Below are 17,863 nucleotides of genomic sequence, written 5' to 3'. Positions count from 1 at the left end.
TCGAGGTCGAAGGGCCTCAGCCCTTGATCGCCCCGGATGTCATCCCGGCGACGATCTGACGGTTGAAGAAGAGGAACATGATCAGCGGCGGAATCGTGATCAGCAGGATGTTCATGAACAGCAGGTTGTACTGCGTCGAGTACTGACTGGAGAAGTTGTAGAGCGTGAGCTGGACGGTGGCGTTCTTGTCGCCCGGCAGGAAGTAGAGCGGGTTCACGAAGTCGTTGAAGACCGCCACCGACTGCACCACCACGACCGTCACGACGACCGATCTCAGCAGCGGGAAGATCACCCCGAAGAACAGCCGCAGCGGTCCCGCGCCGTCGATGATCGCCGCCTCGTCCAGCTCCCGCGGAATCGTCGACACGAAGGCGCGGAACAGCAAGATGCAGAACGACAACCCGTAGGCGATCTCGATCAGCATCAACCCCGGCATGGTCCGGAACAACCCGAACTTCTGCAGCACCCAGATCGTCGGTACGACGGCCGGCGGGATGATCAGCCCGGCCAGCACCAGGAAGTTGATGAATCCGTTCCACCGGCTCTTGCGCCGCTGCAGCACGAAGCCGGCCATCGCCGCGAGCACCACCATCCCGCCCACGCTGACAACGGTCAGGATGGTCGAGTTGATGAACGCGATCACCAGCATGTAGTCGCGGGCCTCGACCACCTCGATGAAGTTCTGCACGAACCGGAACTGATGCGGCCAGGAGAAGTCCAGCAGCGCGGACTGCTGCCGGTCCTTGACCGCGGTCAGGATGATGAACGCGAACGGCACCAGGAACACCACCACCGACGCGACGATCGCGACCGCGCTCAGCGCGAGCTTGCGCCCCGGCCGATGGTTGACGAGCTCCGCCGTACTCACATGTCCACCTCCTGCCGGTTCAGGAACCACGACAGCGGTACGACGATCGCCGTCACCACCACGAACAGGACGACGTTCCCGGCGGTCGACAGACCGTAGAAGCCGGCCTGGTACTGCTTGTAGATCACTGACGCGATCACGTCCGAGGTGAAGCCTGGTCCGCCCCGCGTCATCGCCCAGATCAGGTCGAACGACCGCAGTCCACCGATCAACGACAAGATGATCACCGTCACGGTCGCCGGCCGCGACAGCGGCAGCACGATCCGCCGGAACGTCTCCCACGAACTCGCCCCGTCGACCCGGGCGGCCTCCATGTACTCGCGCGGGATCGACACGATCCCGGCGATATAGATCAGCGTGGCCAGGCCGACGCCCTTCCAGACATCGACCGCGGCCACAGACAGCAGCGCCCATTTCGGATCGGTCAACCACCCCGGTCCGTCGATCCCGATCACGCTCAGCGCGCCGTTGATGAGCCCGCGTTCCGGGTTCATCAACACCGTGAAGGTCAGCCCGACACCGATCGTCGACACCAGCACCGGGAAGAACACGACCGACCGAAGGTAGCCGCGGGCAACGATCTGCGAGGTGAGCAGGACCGCGAGCAGCAATCCGAGCACCACCTTCGACCCGGACGTGACGACCGCGTAGATCAGCGTGTTGGTGAAGCCCTTGAGCAGCGCCGGCTCCTGGAAGAACAGCTTGAAGTTGTCGAACCCGATGAACTTGGACTCGAACAGGGTCCACCGGGTCAGGCTGAAGTAGAGCGAGGCGAACGTCGGGACCAGGAACAGCACGCCGTAGATCAGGGCCGTCGGCAGGTAGAACCAGTTCGAGTACGGGCGGTACACCCTCACCATCCCGCTAGCCCCAACTGCTGCGCTTGCTTCTTCACGTCCTCGTCGTACCGGGCGGCTCCGTCCTTCGCCTTACGGATACCGGAGCCGACCTCGACCGTGATCTGCTCGAGCGACGGACCCTTGACCGGCGACAGGAACTCCAGCGCGAGGCTGGACCCGCCGGGCTTGTCGAGGTAGGGCTGCATGTCCTTGATCGCCTGCGGTACGTCGGCCGGCAGCGTGCACCCCTTGACGGCGTACGGGCCGGTCGGGGCCGCTGCCTTGGACAGCGAGGCACACCCTTCGGGGCTCGCGAGGAAGGCGAGGAACTTCTTCGCCGCGTCGAGCTTGTCGCCGGTCGTCGTCTTCGGGATGTAGTTGCCGCCCGGCGTCCACAGCGTCAGGCCGTTCTTGCTCGCGTCGTCACCAGGCAACGCGAAGAAGCCGACGTTCTTGGCCGCGTCCGGGTAGGTCGAGACCATGTTCGCGACCGTACCGGTCAGGTTCGGGTAGTGCGCACCCTTGCCTTGGGCAAGCATCCGGAGGCCGTCCGGGAGCTTGGCGGAGGCGAAGTCCTTGTTCTCGTAGCCCGCGTCGTGGACGGCCTCGGTGTGCTCGAAACCCTTCACCGCAGCCGCGGAGGTGGCGTACTTCGCCTGGTTCTTGGTGTAGCGGTCGGCGAAGTCGGGCTCGGCCGCGGCCACGTTGTGGAAGTCGCCGAGGACGAACAGCTGCGAGGTCCAGGTCTCGCCGTAGGTCTGGATCACCGGCGCGACCCCACCACCGGCCGCCTTGATCCTGGCGTTGTTGGCCATGAACTCGGCCCATGTCGTCGGGATCTTCAGCCCGAGCTTGGTGTAGACCGGGATGCTGTAGAGCACCCCGCCGCCCATGAACCCGCCACCCGGTACGCCGTACACCTGGCCGTCGGCGGTGACGGTCTTGGTGAAGTTCTCGTCGAGATCCTTGAGGTACGGCTGGTCGCTGAGCGGGACCAGGTTCTTCTGCGGAGCGATCGCCTGGAACAACGAGCCGGTGTTGTAGTTGAACACCTCGGGCATGTCACCGGTCGCCAGCCGGGTCTTGACCAGGTTGTCGCCTTCGGTACCGGCCGGCCGGGTCTCGGTCTTGATCGTGATCCCGGGGTTCTTCGCGGTGAAGTCCTTGACCAGCTGATCGGCGGTCTTGATGTCCTGGTCCTGATTGCCGATCAGGTAGGTGATCGTGACCGAGCCTCCGCCCGAGTCGTCGCTGGAGCCGAGACTGCCCGCGCTGCACGCGGTCAGGGCGAGAGAGCCGAGCGCGAGTACGACGGCTCCTCGCATGCCTGGGCGGAACGTCATCATGACCTCCTAGGGGATAAGTGCGTGATCAGTGGTTGAGGAGGGCTTCCAGAGCGGAGCGCAGTGCGCCGGAGTCGCTGGCCACCTCCTTCAGACGGGTCGCAGGCTGATCGAGGTAGGGCGCGAGCCGGGCGGCCAGCGCGGCGTCGTCGGTCGCGAAACCGCTCTCCAGCGCTCCCGCGACGACGGCGTTCCAGCTCGGTTCGTGATCGATGAGTTGCCGCACGGTCGGCGCCGAGGCGAGCGTCGGCGGCTCGACATCGGGTGCCGTCCACTCGTGCGTGCCGTGGCCGACCTCCACCGGACCATCAGACCCCGGTACGACGACCTGTGCGCGAGCGCCGACGGGAACGGTCACGGAGAGCGCTATCTCACCGTTGCTGCGGGACCACGCGACCGCGGCTTCGCCGTACGGGGTGAGGTGTTTCGCCGAGGCGCTGGCGAGGTGCGTCGAGATCAGCGGATCGACGACGAGAGAGCGGTATCCCGGTTCTCCCGGAGCGAGTCCGGCGACGCGGCGGTGCATCCAGTCGGCGACGGCGCCGAGCGCGTAGTGGTTGAACGAGGTCATCTCGCCGGGGTTGATGCTGCCGTCGGGAAGCATGCTGTCGTAGCGTTCCCAGACCGTGGTCGCGCCCATCGTCACGGCGTACAGCCAGGACGGGCAGTGCGTCTGCAGCAGCAGGCGGTAGGCGATGTCGGTGTACCCGGCATCCGTCAGCGCGTCCGCGATCAGCGGCGTACCGACGAATCCGGTGCTGATCCGGAACGCCGCCGACCGGACCAGATCGGCTAACCGTGCACCTGCTCGCATCCGCTGCTCGTCCTCAGGCAGCAGCGCCCACTGCAGGGCAAGCGCATACGCCGTCGGTGCGTCGCTGAGCACTCTGCCGCCATCGGTGACGTACTCGGCCGCGAACGCCTTCCGCACCTGAGCAGCCAGATCGCGATAGTCGGTGGCGAGATCGCGCTCTCCCACGATCTCGGCCGCTTGGGCCACCACCTCGGCCGAGCGCGCGAGATGCGCGGTGGCGATCACATCCGGGTTGGCCTGGGCCTTGGCCGCGTTCTCCGGGGGAGCGGTCGGGTCGAGCCAGTCCCCGAACTGGAACCCGCCGGCCCACAACAGGTCGTCCCCGGCCAGCGCGGCCATCTTGTCCACCCAGGCGCGCATACTCGGCAGTTGGCGCTTGAGCAGCCCGGCGTCACCGGTTCGGTGGTAGACGACCCACGGAACGATCGTTGCCGCGTCACCCCATGCAGCCGTGGCCGGCTCGGCGTTCCGCAGGACGTCGGGAATCACGAACGGAACCGCGCCGTCCTTGTGCTGCTCGGCCGCCAGGTCGGACAGCCAGTTGCCGAGGAACCCAGCCGTGTCGAACAGGAAGCTCGCGGTGGGGGAGAAGACCTGGATGTCACCGGTCCATCCGAGCCGCTCGTCGCGCTGCGGGCAGTCGGTCGGCACGTCGACGAAGTTGCCGCGCATGCCCCAGACGACGTTCTCGTGGAACTTGTTCAGCAGCTCATGCGACGAGTCGAACCACCCCGTACGGCGCAGGTCGCTGCCGACGACGACCGCGGTCAGGTCCTCAAGACGCAGATCCGGTACGCCGGTCACCTCGGCGTACCGGAATCCGTGGAAGGTGAGCGGCGAGTCGAGCAGGACCTCGTCGGGACCGGCCAGCACGTAGGAGTCAGTGGCTTTCGCGGTCCGCAGCGGACGAACGCCGAGTTCGCCGTTCTCGAGGACCTCGGCGTGCCGGATGACGACCTCGTCGCCGGCTGCTCCGCCGCGCACGGTGAGCTGGACCCGGCCGACGAGGTTCTGGCCGAAGTCGATCAGGGTCTTGCCGCTGGGAGAAGTGGAGAGCGCTCTCGCCGGGAGTTGCTCGGTGATCCGCACCGGCGGACCATCGGGCGCGACGAGCAGGCCGAGGTCGGCGTCGATCACGTCAACGGGGCCGGAAGCGCCGGGTGCGCGACGGAGGTCAGTGCGCTGCCCGTCGTACAGGTCGTCGGCCAAAATCGCGCTCTCTCGCGTGATCCAGGTGCCGTCGGTGCCGAAGGTGTGAAGCCGGCCGTCGCCGGTGGTGACTTCGAGCTGAGCCAGTACGGCGAGGCGATCGCCGTAGACCGCTTTCTGGTCGCGGAAACCGAGGCGGCCGCGGTACCAGCCGTTGCCGAGCAGGAACTCGAGTTCGTTGTTGCCCGCCTGAACCAGGTCGGTCACGTCATAGGTCTGGTAGCGCAGCCGCTGCTGATAGACCGTCCAGCCGGGAGCGAGTTCCTCGTCGCCGACCCGGCTTCCGTTCAGCTCGGGGATGTAGAGACCGTGCGCCGTCGCGTAGAGCCGAGCCTTGGTGATGTCGCCCGGCAGGTCCAGGGCGGTGCTGACCAGGGGAGCGGGGGAGCCATGCGGGTTGTCGCGCGGGCTGATGAACTGCGCGGTCCAGTCCTCCGGGCTCAGCAGACCAGCCTCGACAACGGCCGGCTCGCTCCACTCACTCCAGTCGCCGTCCCCACGCACGCGGACTCGAACAGACGCCTGCTCACGCGAGGCCAGTGGCTCACCAGGCCACGGGACCAGCACCTGCTCGGCGGATTCCACGGTGTACGACTGCGTCGTCGTACCGGTGATCTCCACCTCGTACGACGTTTGGGCATAGGAGGCGGGTGCGGAAGCGACCTGCCAGGACAGACGAGGTGTGGCGGTACCCAGGCCGATGACAGGCCCGGAGTCGGTGCGGTGTTCGAAGCGGATGCTGCTCGGTGCGGCGAGATTCGGCATGGGGCTCCAACCGTTGCGAATGAAACGATTCAGGGCCAGCTTGCGTCGGGTGTCCGTTAAGAAATAGTCCGGAGTGCACGAGTCCTAGCACGAAATGCACCTCGGCCATATCGTGAGGCATGGTCGACGAGCCGGTCCGCACGCAGGGCACCACGCTGCACTTCGTGGAGGGCGCGATCGTGCACGCGGGAACGCACGTTCACGAGGACGGGCACCCGCTCCACACGCACAGTTTTTTCGAGATCGCGCTGGTCGTCGGCGGCGAAGGTGTGCACCACAGCCAGGCCGGCCGACAACCTCTGGTGGCCGGCGACGCGATTCTGCTGCGGCCGGGCGTGTGGCACGAGTACGAGCAGTGCCGGTCCCTTGAGGTGTACAACTGCTGCTTCTCGGCTGACCTGATCCGGCGCGAACTGGCTTGGACCCGCGAGGATCCGCTGCTCGGCTACCTGCTGTGGACGGGACCGTTCTCCGCTCAGCGTCGCGGAGTGCTGAGCACACATCTGGACGGCGACACATTCGCCGACGCGCTGCAGCATCTCGACGGTCTTCGCGCACTGCGCGACCATCCGATCGGCCGCCATCGGGGCGATCTGATCGGCTGGCTGTCGCTGTACCTGAGCTGCCTGGCTCGGAACGTGGCCGAGCGTGAAGACCTGCACGGGCACACGCACCCCGCCGTACTGGATGCGATGCGGTTGCTGGAGGCCGACCCGGCGCGGCCGTGGACGCTGACCGATCTGGCGCAGGCGCTGCACCTGGCACCGGGGTATCTCGTCCGGCTGTTCAAGTCCGCGACCGGCCTGCCGCCGATGGCCTATCTCTCCCGGCATCGCGTCGAGTTGGCGGCCGTGCAACTGCTGCATACGGACCTGCCGGTGAGCCGGATCGGCGAGTCGGTGGGCTGGCCGGACCAGAACTACTTCGCCCGCCGGTTCAAGTCGCACTTCGGACTCAGCGCCAGCGTCTACCGGCAACGTTTCAATACGCCGAAGTTCACGCCTTCCGGGCGTTGATCAGCAACTCCAGCCCGTCGAGGATCCGCTGGAGTCCGAACTCGAGGCCCTGGTTGTCCTGGCCTGCCGACCGCATCGCCGCGGCCAGGCTGGGGAACCGGTCGCCGTGCGTCGTGAGGATCGCGGCGAAGTCGCTGAGGAACGCCTCCTCGGTCAGGCCCTGCCGGCCAGGAACCGTCGTGGTCTGCAGGGTCAGCGTCCGAACGTGCCCGACCAGTACGACGATCGCGTCGAGCTGCTCGCTGCCGTCGAGACCGGTGTCGGTCAGCGCGCGGACGCCACGGTCCATCCAGGTCAGCTCGTTCGGCCCGATCGGGCGGCGGCCAATGGTGGACAGCAGTAGCCACGGGTGCCGGCGGAAACCCTCGTAGAGGTCCATCGACCACGCGTACAGCGCCTCCCGCCAGGGAAGCGAAGGGCGCTCCGGCGGTGCGCCCATCGCGAGATCGCTCATCACCGCGACCAGTTCGGCCTTGCCGGGGACGTAGCGGTAGAGCGCCATCTTGGTGACCGGCAGTTCGTCGGCGACCCGCTGCATCGAGACCGCGTCGAGCCCTTCGGCGTCGGCGATCCCGATCGCGGCCTCGGCGATCCCGGCCAGCGTCACGGCCGGCTTCGGGCCGCGGCTCGGCGGTTGCGCTGAGCCCCACAGCAACTCGGTCATCCGGAAACCCACTTCCCTTGTCGGTCGATCTGTGTCTACCATACACATTATTGTGTCCACCGGACACAGTTAACGGTGAGGAGCGGGAGCGATGAAGATTCTGGTGTCGGGGGCAAGCGTGGCGGGTCCGTCGGTGGCGCTGTGGCTGGGCTGCGCGGGACACGAGGTGACGGTGGTGGAGATCGCACCGGGACTACGGCAGGGCGGGTACGCCGTGGACTTCCGGGGCGAGGTGTTCCTGACCGTGCTGGAGCGGATGGGGGTCCTCGCGGATCTGAAGGCGCGGCAGACCGGCGGCAACGCGTGGCAGTTCGTGAACGCGTCGGGCAAGCACGTGATGCGGCTGCCCGCGGAGTTCGCCGGTGGCGAGCTGGAGGTCTTGCGCTCGGACCTGTCGCAGGTGCTGCACGACCACGGACGCGGCGCGGCGTCGTACCGGTTCGGTGACTCGATCGCGAGCCTGCAGGAGTTCACCAACGGCGTCGATGTGACGTTCGAGAGCGGACTGGAGGAGACCTACGACCTGGTGATCGGTGCCGATGGCATGCATTCGGTGGTACGGCGGCTCGCGTGGCCGGCGGAGCGGGTGACCGAGCGGCACCTGGACTACTACGTGGCCGGCTGGGAGGTGCCGAACACGCTCGGCCCGATCGACGAAACCCTGCTGTACAACGTGCCCGGGAAGCTGGCCAGCGTCAGCCCGGATCGGCGGGATCCCAAGTTGGCGCAGACCCTGTTCGTCTTCAAGTCACCCGTGCTGAGCTACAACCGGCGCGACCTCGACGAGCAGAAGGCGATCATCCGTGACCAGTTCACCGGGGTCGGCTGGCGGGTGCCCGAGCTGCTCGAGGCGTTGCCGTCGGCAACGGAGTTGTACTTCGACTCGATCAGCCGGGTGTACGTGGATCGCTGGTCCACCGGCCGGATCGTGCTGCTCGGGGACGCCGGGTACGGCGCGACCTTCGGAGCGCTCGGTACCGGGTCGGCCGTCGTCGGGGCGTACGTGCTGGCGGGGGAGCTGGGCCGGGCCGGCACCGACTACCGGACCGCCTTCGAACGCTACGAAACGGTGATGCGCAAGGCGGTCTCGACGACACAGGACGGCAGCCAGGCCGGGCGGTTCATGGCGCCGCCGACCAAGCTCGCGCTCGCCGCGCGCAACCTCACCCTCGGCAACCGGCTCGGGCTGACCATGATGCTCAAGCTGGCGCAGAAGATGAGCACCCTGGTCGACCTGCCGGACTACTCAGTGCAGCAGCGGTAGCTTGTGCAGGAACGACTCCCAGGAGTCGGGCAGCCAGCCGGGGACGCCGAGCACGGCCATGTAGAGCCAGATCGCGATCAGCACGCAGCAGAAGAGCGCGATCGTGCCGAGCGTCTTCAGCCAGGCGGGCTGCTTGCCGGTCCAGGCCGTGAGCTGTTTGACCCAGTCCTTGACCTTGTAGAGCAGGCGCTGGGCCCACTCGAACTCGCTGGCCAGGACGGCAAGACCCGCGATGAACAGCGGGATACCGCCGGGGCCCGGCAGCCAGCCGGTCAGTGGTGCCGCGATGATCAGCAGGCCACCGACCACGCCCACCACGATGCGATAGATGAGGTGCTTCTTCGGGTTCGCCCGAATCCGGCGCCGCCACTCCCACCGGTCGTCGTCAGCGTCCAAGGTGATGTTGTGATCAGTGCGGTCGGGACTGTTCTGCTCGGCCACGCCACCACCCTACGTGCTGACGCGGCCGAACCCTTGGAAATGCTGCTGACCAATCAGGAGCGGTTGGCGCGACCGAACTCCCAGTGCCACGGCTCCTCGCGGCTACCGCCCTGCTCGGCCCAGTCCGGGTGCACCCAGCCGAACGCGGGAGCGTGCGACTTCATCCAGCTGTACTGCGCGGTGTTGTACTTGTCGATGCCACCGCACAGGTCGACCGCGACACCCCAGCCGTGGTTCGACGTACCAGGGAGGGCGGCCAGGGACGGCTTGCGCGCGTACAGGCTGACCTGCGACTGGTAGGAGCGGTAGGAGTCGGTGATGCACAGCGCCTTGTCGAAGGCCTTCTTGAACGAGCCGGCCAGCTGCAGGTAGGCCGCGGCAGCGTCGCAGCGCAGCATGTGACCGTTGCCGATCGCACACAGTTTGCTGGACGGGATCATGCCGTTGCTGTAACCGCCCCAGCCGGTGGTCGCGGACCCGGTGGCCAGGAACGGCATCGGGTTGACCGGGTCGCCGCCGATCCGGACCTCGAAATGCAGGTGGGGGCCGGTCGAGTTGCCTTCGGTACCGACCGCGCCGATCCGCTGGCCCGCCACGACCTCCTGGCCATCGGTCACGTTGACCTGGCTCAGGTGGGCGTAGAGGGTCTCGAAGCCGTTGCCGTGATCGATCCGGACCAGGTTGCCGGCCCAGCTCGGGTGCTCGACCCGGACGGTTCCCGACGTGACCGCGCGGACCGGCGTACCGATGGCGGCGGGGAAGTCCTGGCCGGTGTGGAAGCCGGTCGACCACATCGAGCCGGACTGACCGAACGGCGTACCGATCTCGTAGGTCCCGTCGGCCAGCGGCCACGTCCACGCGCCGGTTCCGACGTTGACCGACGTACCGGTGTTGCCGCAGCGGAAGTTGACCGCGTTGGAGCCGGCCGTGGGGGAGACCTGCGGCTTGGTCGGGGCGCCGAGCGTCGGGCGGAGGGCCGCCCAGAGGTTCTGCGGGACGGGCGTGACGACGACCGAGCCCTTCGACTCGTCGGACGCGATCATCTCTTCGTTGTCGAGCGCGATGCCGATGTGGACCAGGCCGAGCGAGCGGCTGCCCATCAGCATGATGTCGCCCGGCTGGATCTGGTCCGGCGGGATCTGCTGGTAGCCGGGGTAGACCTTGCTGATCGTGTTCGGAAGCTTCGCGTACGGCGCCCACGCGGCGCGGGTGGCACCGAGGCAGCCGTACTGATCCGGGCCGGTGGCGTCGATGGCGTAGGCGCGGCCGACCAGGTTGAACGCCTGGTTCACGGCGCGGATCGTCTCCGACGACAGCACCCGAAGAGTCTTGCCGTTCACCGTGACCGACGCTGCGCCGGGAACCGGCTGTCCACCGGCGACCAGCGGACTCAGGCCGGCCGGGAGGGCCGCGGGGTTCTTGATCGTGGCGGCGGGCGGCAGCGTCACCTTGGCTGCGGTCAGCTCGGTGAGGTAGGCCTGCCAGCGCAGGAGCGCCTGCTGGTTGCGGGCGAGCTGGAGCTGCCTCGACAACTCCGAGGCGCCGTCGAGCTCCGGAAGCTGGTCGATCGCGCGCGAGGCGGCGTCGGCGGCCTTCTGCTTCACGTCGTTGCCGAGCTGCTGGGCGCGCTCGGCCGCTGCCTTCGCCGCGCCGCGCTTGCTGGCTGCCTCCGCCTTGGCCTGATCGGCGATGGCTCCGGCGTTCATCGCCTTGTTGTACTGCGCGGTCTGCGTAGTCCCGACCTGCTGGATCGCGGTCTGCCGGTCGGCGATCTCCTGCAGGTTCTCCGCGACCGGGGCCAGCGACCAGAGGATCGACTCCGCACCCAGCTGTGTCGGCACGCCCATCTGGTAGGCCTGCGCCGTGATGACGCCGAGCTTGCGGCGCTCCTCGTCGGCCCGGCCGGTGGAGGTGTTCGCGGCCGCCTCGGCCTTTTTGGCCGCGGCCTCAGCCTCGTCGGCGGCCTTGAGCGCGTTCGTGTAGGCGATGGTCGCCTTGGCGAAGTCGGCCTGCAGCACGGCGGCCTCGGCCTGGAGCTGCTCGAGCGAGCGCTTGACGTCGGTGACGGAGGCAGGAGGCGGTGGTGTGGGCGTGTCGGCGTACGCGGGCAGTGCCACCACTGCCAGCAGTGTGCCGAGCGCCGCGAACCGCAGCCCCCGACGGTTCCCCAGAACCATCAGGCTCCCCATGGTCGTCGTGCCTCACGTGCGCAGGACGGACGGAAGCCCCCGCGCGTGCCCAGCGTAGGCCGCGAACGGTCCTGACGGAAGAAAGCTGCCCGATCGTCACGTGACTGGCGTCACCCACTAAAGTCTGGAGTATGGCCTCGCACTTTGACGTTGTTGTCCTCGGCGCAGGTCCGGGTGGGTATGTCGCGGCGATCCGCGCGGCTCAGCTCGGGCTCAAGACCGCCATCATCGAGAAGAAGTACTGGGGCGGTGTCTGCCTGAACGTGGGCTGTATCCCGTCCAAGGCGCTGCTGCGGAACGCGGAGCTCGCGCACATCTTCCGCACCGAGAAGAAGGCGTTCGGGATCAGCGGTGAGGTCAGCTTCGACTTCCCGACCGCCGTCCAGCGCAGCCGCAAGGTCGCCGACGGCCGGGTCAAGGGCGTCCACTTCCTGATGAAGAAGAACAGCATCACCGAGTTCGACGGGTGGGGCGCGTTCACCGACGCGAACACCCTCGACGTGACGCTGAACGACGGTTCGTCCGAGACCGTCACCTTCGGCAGCTGCATCATCGCCACCGGCGCGACCACCAAGCTGCTGCCGGGCACCCAGCTGTCCGAGCGCGTGGTCACCTACGAGGAGCAGATCCTCACCGAGGAGCTGCCCGGCTCGATCGTCATCGCCGGTGCCGGCGCGATCGGTGTCGAGTTCGCCTACGTGCTGGCCAACTACGGCGTGAAGGTCACCATCGTCGAGTTCCTGGACCGGATGGTCCCGCTCGAGGACCCCGAGGTCTCCAAGGAGCTCGCCCGCGCCTACAAGAAGCTCGGCGTCGACGTCCTCACCTCCACCCGGGTCGACTCGATCGACGAGTCCGGCGAGAAGGTCAAGGTCACCGTCACCGGCAAGGACGGCGCCTCGAAGGTGATCGAGGCCGACAAGGTCATGCAGGCGATCGGCTTCCAGCCGCGCGTCGACGGCTACGGCCTGGACAAGACCGGCGTCCAGCTCACCGAGCGCGGCGCGATCGCGATCGACGGCCTCTGCAAGACCAACGTGCCGAGCATCTTCGCCATCGGTGACGTCACCGCGAAGCTGATGCTCGCGCACGCCGCCGAGGCGATGGGCGTGATCGCCGCCGAGACGATCGCCGGCCACGAGACCATGGAGCTCGACTACGCCATGATCCCGCGGGCGACCTTCTGCCAGCCGCAGATCGCCAGCTTCGGCTACACCGAGGAAGAGGCCAAGAAGCTCGGCCACGACGTGAAGGTCGCGAAGTTCCCCTTCACCGCCAACGGCAAGGCGCACGGCCTCAACGACCCGAACGGCTTCGTCAAGGTCATCAGCGACGCCAAGTACGGCGAGCTCCTCGGCGCGCACCTGATCGGCCCCGAGGTCACCGAGCTCCTCCCCGAGCTCACCCTCGCCCAGAAGTGGGACCTCACCACCAAGGAACTGGCCCGCAACGTCCACGCCCACCCGACGCTGTCCGAGGCCCTCCAGGAAGCCTTCCACGGCCTCGAAGGCCACATGATCAATTTCTGATCGCGCTTCGCAGCCGCCGTGGACCGCTGGTCCGCGGCGGCTGTTTTCTTGACGGCACAACCATTACGCTGACCTCCCGTTCTCGGCCTCGGAGGGACAGCGTGGCGAAGAAACAAGCCGACCCCTTGCCGCAACACACGGCCGAAGAGGTCCGGGTCGCGTGTGAGGCTCCGCTGCCCATGGGCGTGACCATGGTCCTGATGAAGAAGACCATCACCGGTCTCTACGTCCACGAGGGCGGCGTCTCGATTCTCGAGCGCCCCGACCGTGCCTGGCGTCAGCTGCCCGCCGTGACGAAGGTGTCCCGCGGCGCCTTCATCCGCAGCCGCATCAGGCTCCGGTTCGCCGACGGGAGCAAGGCGACGGTGCGCCCGTACAAGCCGAAGCTCCGGTGCCTGCTCGAGACAGGCAAGCGTGACAGCCTGACCTTCTCCTCGACCACCAGCGGCGACGCCCGCAGCAACGACTCAGCCCTGGACAGCCTCGCCGCAGTCTTCGTGATCCTGGTGGCGCTCGTCATGTTCCCGATCTCGCTGGTCCTGCTGGCGCGCGAGCTGTCCGGCACCTCCGCCCGCGCGAAGCAGGCAGCACTCCTGCTGCCGCAACTGCAGGCAGTGGCCCAGCCGCACTGATCTAATGACAAGGTGACCTCGCCTGCTCCGCCCAACTGGCCGGCCCCGCCGCCGGCGTAGCTGATGGTTCGTTGGCGGATGATCGTGCTCGCGGGACTGATCGCCGTACTGGTGGTCGGTTGTGCCGACGCGCGCAGGTACGACGGGAGCCAGCGGATCGGTCTCGACACCGCGACGCGTTCCTTCGGGCTGGAACTTCCGTCGTGTGAGGTGCAGAGCCTCGGGTACGCCGCCGGCGGTGCTCCGGCGGCGTACCTCGACCTGTCGTTCCGGGCACCGGGCGAGTGTGTCGATCGCTATCTCGCCGATCATCAGGCTGGCCCCGGCGTACCGGAGAACGCGCCGTTCGCCCGATCCGAGCTGACCGACAACGCGCGCTGGCCGGCCTACGGCTGGGAGAACCATGCTGGGCACTCGTATCTCAGCTACCCGGGCTTCCGTACCTCGACCGACCAGACGTTCCGGGTGATCGTCGACCGCACCACCCGGACGGTCTACCTCACCAGCGACTAGCTCACGGGTGGCGGTAGAAGGTTTGTAGGGGTTCGCCCGGGTGGTGGATGTGGAGGGCAAGGCCGGGAGCGGCGTCGGTGTCGACGATGGTGCCGCTGGCAGGCGCGGGCTCGAAGGGGAGGGGGACGGTCGAGCGGATGCCTGGTGCGCCCAGGACGGGGTGGCCGGCGAAGGAGGTCACGACCGGGTTGTGGACGTGGCCGGTCAGGATCGCGGTGATGGGCTTGCCGGTGAGGACTGCCTCTAGGGCGGGCTGCTCGAGCAAGAGCCATTGGTCCATGACTGGGTGGTGCATGGTGAGGGGCGGGTGGTGCATGGCTACGAAGGTCGGTCCGTCGAAGGGCTCGCGCAGTACGGCGTCCAGCCAGGCCAGCGAGTCCGCCGACAGCAGGCCGTGGTCCTCACCAGGCACTGAGGTGTCGACGAGGACGAAGCGCGCGCCGGCGGCCTCACGCACCTGATGGATCGGGTGGCCGGTGCCGGGGGAGTCCAGGTACGCCGCGAGTCCGGTCCGCAGCGGTTCACTCACGTCGTGGTTCCCGGGCAACACCAGAACCGGTACGCCGGTCGGCAGTTCCGCCGCCAGTTCGTCGTACTCGGCCAGCAGCCCGTGGTCGGCCAGATCCCCACTCACCAGTACGACGTCGACCGGCGTACTGAAGGCGGCCAGGTACGCCGTGATCCGCCGCAGCCGGTCGCGCGGCACGTCGGTTCCGTCCAGATGAGGGTCACTCAGGTGTGCGATGACGATCATCGCCCGACCCTAACCGCAGAACCCGGTCGTCAGGTCGCTGCAGGGGACCAGACCGCCACGCTCGAGGACGGGCCGGGCCTTGGCCGACCCGATGTAGTCGAGGAACGCCGCCGTGAGCGACTTCGGTTCGGGCGCTTTGTAGGTGTAAGCGTGCTCGACCTCCCAGAACCGGTACGACCGGTCCGCCACCCTCGCCGTGTCCGAGGCGACCTGGTCGATCGTCACGATCGAGACCTGCGCGAACCGCCGCGCGCTCCCGAGCTCGGCGTACCCGATCGCGCCGTCGATCTCGTTGACGCGGGTCAGCAGCTCCTCCGTCGTACCGACCTCGCAGCGGTGGTACCTGGCGACCGCGTCGTCGTCGCGAGCGCAGTTGTCGGAAGAGATGCCGAGCTCCTGGTCACCGGCGAGCACCTTCTCGCGGAACACGCGGCGCGAGCCGGAGTCCGGTCCGACCCGGCTGACCATCCGGATCGGGAGGTCGCGTCCGCCGAGCTGCTTCCAGTTGGTGAACTTGCCGCTGTAGATGTCGCGCAGTTGCGTCGTGGTCAGCGCGGTGACGTCGGCCGCCCGGTTGACCGTCACGGCGAACACGACCACCGCGACCGGCGTACCGACGAGCTGGGGTGCGCCCTCGGCGGGACCGTCCGACATCGCGATCTGCTGAGCGGCCTGGGCGGCGTCCTGAGCCCCGAGGTCGGCCAGGGCACGCACACCGCTGCGGCTCCCGTTCGCGGCGATCACGATGTCGGCGTTGGTGCACTCGGCCGCGTACGCGGTCCGCAGTTCACGCATGGTCGGCTCCACCGCGGTCGAGCCGATCACCCGGAGCTGGCCCGACGAGCAGTCGTCCGGCGGCCTCAGCACGTCGACGAGGAAGAACGCGACCAGCGCACCGACCAGGACGAGTGACAGCGCGCCGAACAGCAGCGTACGGCGACCCGGCCCGCGCGGACGTGGTTCGTGATAGACCCCGCCGCCGGTCGAGCCGCCGGCCAGGTACCCCGAGTGGCTGACGCCGGTCCCGGTACCGGACAGCACGAGCAGGAACTTGAAGTGGTCGCCGCGGTTGATCGCGATCCGCGGCAGGACGAGTTTGCTGGTGTCGACGAAGTTCGCCGGGGCCAGCCGCCGTTCCAGCATCTCGCCCAGCGACTGCGGGTAGGCCTCGGTCACCTTCAGCCCGACGATCTTGCGATCGGGGAACGCGAAGGCGACCTTCCCGTGCATGTCGTGCGGGTCGATGTCCATCCCGCCGGCGTTGTCCAGCCGGAGCAGCACGATGCTCGGGTCGGGGACCACCGCGCCCTGGTGGCGGACCTCGACGTCGACCATCCGCTGGGTCTGGTCGGCCCGCGGGTAGACACCGATCCGCGCGTCCACCTGGACGCGGTAGACCAGCCGCTTGCGGCGGAGCACGTAGCGGTCGACCAGCCAGGCGACCGCCGTACCGATCAGGGCGATGGCAGCGATGACGGTTTCGAGATTGACCGACGCGAAACCAGAGAAGTCGAACACCGTGCCCCCACTTCGATGAGTGCAGGACGCTAGTCCGCCGCGGTGAACGCTCCCTTACCGCCCGATGACGCGCCGGGGTGGGGCTTGGTCGGGCGGTTGCCGTCTGAGAGATTGGCGCCATGGCTGAACAGGTTGACGTGGTCGTGATCGGGCTGGGTGTCGGTGGCGAGGAAGCCTCCGGGCGGTTGGCCCAGGCCGGGCTGAACGTGGTGGGGATCGAGCCGCGGCTGGTCGGCGGTGAGTGCCCGTACTACGGGTGCATCCCGAGCAAGATGATGATCCGGGCCGCGAACCTGATCGCCGAGACTCGCCGCGTCGACGGCATGGCCGGTACGGCGTCCGTGCAGCCGGACTGGGCTCCCGTGGCGAAGCGCATCCGCGACGAGGCGACGGACAACTGGAACGACCAGGTCGCGGTGGACCGGCTCGTGAAGAAGGGCGTCACGTTCGTCCGCGAGCACGCGACGATCACCGGGCCGCGCACCGTGAAGGCGGGCGACCGGGAGTTCGAGGCGTCGAAGGGCATCATCGTCGCGACCGGGACGGTGCCGCTGGTGCCGCCGATCGAGGGCCTGGCCGGTACGCCGTACTGGACCAACCAGGACGCGATCCGCGTCGAGACGCTGCCGGCCTCGCTGGTCGTGCTCGGTGGCGGCGCGATCGGGGTCGAGCTGACCCAGGTCTTCGCGCGCTTCGGCGTCGCGGTGACCGTGGTCGAGGGCGCGGAGCGGATCCTGTCGATGGAGGAGCCCGAGTCCGGTGACCTCGCTCGCGAGGCGCTGGAGCGCGACGGCGTGACGGTCAACACCGGCGTCCACGCGTCCAAGGTCTCCTACGACGGCAGTAGCTTCACGATCACGCTGGACGACGGCCGCACGGTCACCGGCGAGAAGTTGCTGGTGGCAACGGGCCGGCGGGTCGACATCAAGGGGCTCGGGCTCGATCAGGTCGGGCTGGATGCCGACGCCCGCCGGATCGAGGTCGACGAACACGTCCGGGCCGCGGACGGCGTCTGGGCGGTCGGTGACGTGACCGGCGTCGGCGCGTTCACCCACACGGCCATGTACCAGGCGAACATTGCCGTCCACGACATCCTCGGTACCCAGGACGCTCCGCTGGCGCGCTACCACGCGATGCCGCGGGTCACCTTCACCGATCCGGAGATCGGCGCGGTCGGCCTGACCGAGAAGCAGGCGCGCGAGCAGGGGCTGACCGTGGCGACCGGGATCACCCAGATCCCGTCCTCGTCGCGGGGCTGGATCCACAAGGCCGGTAACGAGGGATTCATCAAGGTCGTCGTCGACACCGACCGCGGCGTCCTGGTCGGTGCGACGAGCGCCGGGCCGACCGGTGGCGAGGTGCTGAGTGCGCTCGCGATCGCCGTGCACGCCGCCGTACCCGTGCACTCTCTGCAACAGGTCATCTACGCATACCCGACGTTCCACCGCGCGATTGGTGATGCGCTCAAGGATTTATGACCGTCGCTGTTGCGATTCGATCGCAAA

Annotated in this window: 15 protein-coding genes; 6 read left to right on the top strand and 9 right to left on the bottom strand. The window is 67.9% G+C overall.

Going from position 1 to position 17,863, the window contains the following annotated elements; genetic code table 11:
- Positions 1-16 precede the first annotated feature (16 nt).
- From ACIA49_RS23005 to ACIA49_RS22990, 4 genes are read right to left on the bottom strand one after another with little or no spacing between them, the layout of a single operon-like run.
- A complete protein-coding gene (locus tag ACIA49_RS23005) occupies positions 17-868 on the bottom strand; it encodes a carbohydrate ABC transporter permease (RefSeq protein ID WP_396379347.1) in 852 nt (283 codons plus the stop codon).
- Positions 865-1,728, bottom strand: coding sequence for a carbohydrate ABC transporter permease (locus ACIA49_RS23000; protein ID WP_396379346.1), 864 nt, complete (start codon positions 1,726-1,728; stop codon positions 865-867). Before ACIA49_RS23000 ends, ACIA49_RS23005 begins: the two co-directional genes overlap by 4 nt.
- Entirely contained in the window at positions 1,722-3,050 is a 1,329-nt protein-coding gene (locus ACIA49_RS22995; protein ID WP_396379345.1) for an ABC transporter substrate-binding protein, read from the bottom strand. Before ACIA49_RS22995 ends, ACIA49_RS23000 begins: the two co-directional genes overlap by 7 nt.
- A gap of 28 nt (positions 3,051-3,078) precedes the next feature.
- Positions 3,079-5,838, bottom strand: coding sequence for a family 78 glycoside hydrolase catalytic domain (locus tag ACIA49_RS22990; RefSeq protein WP_396379344.1), 2,760 nt, complete (start codon positions 5,836-5,838; stop codon positions 3,079-3,081).
- Positions 5,839-5,957: 119 nt separating this feature from the next.
- On the opposite strand from ACIA49_RS22990, the gene ACIA49_RS22985 reads away from it, so the two are divergent.
- Complete coding sequence (locus ACIA49_RS22985; RefSeq protein ID WP_396379343.1) at positions 5,958-6,854, top strand: helix-turn-helix domain-containing protein; 897 nt, start codon at positions 5,958-5,960, stop codon at positions 6,852-6,854.
- On the opposite strand, the gene ACIA49_RS22980 is transcribed toward ACIA49_RS22985, so the two are convergent.
- Positions 6,835-7,518: a TetR/AcrR family transcriptional regulator gene (locus tag ACIA49_RS22980; protein WP_396379342.1), complete on the bottom strand. Its 684-nt coding sequence runs from the start codon at positions 7,516-7,518 to the stop codon at positions 6,835-6,837. The genes ACIA49_RS22985 and ACIA49_RS22980 overlap by 20 nt on opposite strands.
- 91 nt (positions 7,519-7,609) lie before the next feature.
- On the opposite strand from ACIA49_RS22980, the gene ACIA49_RS22975 reads away from it, so the two are divergent.
- A complete protein-coding gene (locus ACIA49_RS22975; RefSeq protein ID WP_396379341.1) occupies positions 7,610-8,782 on the top strand; it encodes an FAD-dependent monooxygenase in 1,173 nt (390 codons plus the stop codon).
- Here ACIA49_RS22975 and ACIA49_RS22970 read toward each other — a convergent pair.
- Entirely contained in the window at positions 8,765-9,223 is a 459-nt protein-coding gene (locus ACIA49_RS22970; RefSeq protein WP_396379340.1) for a PGPGW domain-containing protein, read from the bottom strand. The genes ACIA49_RS22975 and ACIA49_RS22970 overlap by 18 nt on opposite strands.
- A 53-nt stretch (positions 9,224-9,276) precedes the next feature.
- Entirely contained in the window at positions 9,277-11,400 is a 2,124-nt protein-coding gene (locus ACIA49_RS22965; RefSeq protein ID WP_396379339.1) for a peptidoglycan DD-metalloendopeptidase family protein, read from the bottom strand.
- A gap of 143 nt (positions 11,401-11,543) precedes the next feature.
- On the opposite strand from ACIA49_RS22965, the gene lpdA reads away from it, so the two are divergent.
- The 3 genes from lpdA (at position 11,544) to ACIA49_RS22950 (ending at position 14,086) form a co-directional block, all read left to right on the top strand.
- Positions 11,544-12,941 carry a dihydrolipoyl dehydrogenase gene (lpdA, locus tag ACIA49_RS22960; protein WP_396379337.1) on the top strand — a complete coding sequence of 466 codons (1,398 nt, stop codon included), beginning with the start codon at positions 11,544-11,546 and terminating at the stop codon, positions 12,939-12,941.
- A 101-nt stretch (positions 12,942-13,042) separates the two neighbouring features.
- A complete protein-coding gene (locus ACIA49_RS22955; RefSeq protein ID WP_396379336.1) occupies positions 13,043-13,573 on the top strand; it encodes a hypothetical protein in 531 nt (176 codons plus the stop codon).
- A gap of 78 nt (positions 13,574-13,651) precedes the next feature.
- Positions 13,652-14,086 (top strand): hypothetical protein, encoded by a 435-nt coding sequence (locus ACIA49_RS22950; RefSeq protein ID WP_396379335.1) that lies wholly within the window; start codon positions 13,652-13,654, stop codon positions 14,084-14,086.
- A 1-nt stretch (position 14,087) separates the two neighbouring features.
- Here ACIA49_RS22950 and ACIA49_RS22945 read toward each other — a convergent pair whose 3' ends face one another.
- Positions 14,088-14,840 carry a metallophosphoesterase gene (locus tag ACIA49_RS22945; RefSeq protein WP_396379334.1) on the bottom strand — a complete coding sequence of 251 codons (753 nt, stop codon included), beginning with the start codon at positions 14,838-14,840 and terminating at the stop codon, positions 14,088-14,090.
- Positions 14,841-14,849: 9 nt separating this feature from the next.
- A complete protein-coding gene (locus tag ACIA49_RS22940; protein WP_396379333.1) occupies positions 14,850-16,358 on the bottom strand; it encodes a PstS family phosphate ABC transporter substrate-binding protein in 1,509 nt (502 codons plus the stop codon).
- A gap of 119 nt (positions 16,359-16,477) precedes the next feature.
- Between ACIA49_RS22940 and ACIA49_RS22935 the strand changes: the two genes are divergently transcribed.
- Positions 16,478-17,836: a dihydrolipoyl dehydrogenase family protein gene (locus tag ACIA49_RS22935; RefSeq protein WP_396379331.1), complete on the top strand. Its 1,359-nt coding sequence runs from the start codon at positions 16,478-16,480 to the stop codon at positions 17,834-17,836.
- Positions 17,837-17,863 lie beyond the last annotated feature (27 nt).

Source organism: Kribbella sp. NPDC051587 (genome assembly GCF_044453945.1).
In the GTDB taxonomy this organism is placed as follows: Bacteria; Actinomycetota; Actinomycetes; order Propionibacteriales; family Kribbellaceae; genus Kribbella.
The sequence above is the reverse complement of the archived record's forward strand: the minus strand, read 5'-3'. Positions and strand labels throughout refer to the sequence as shown.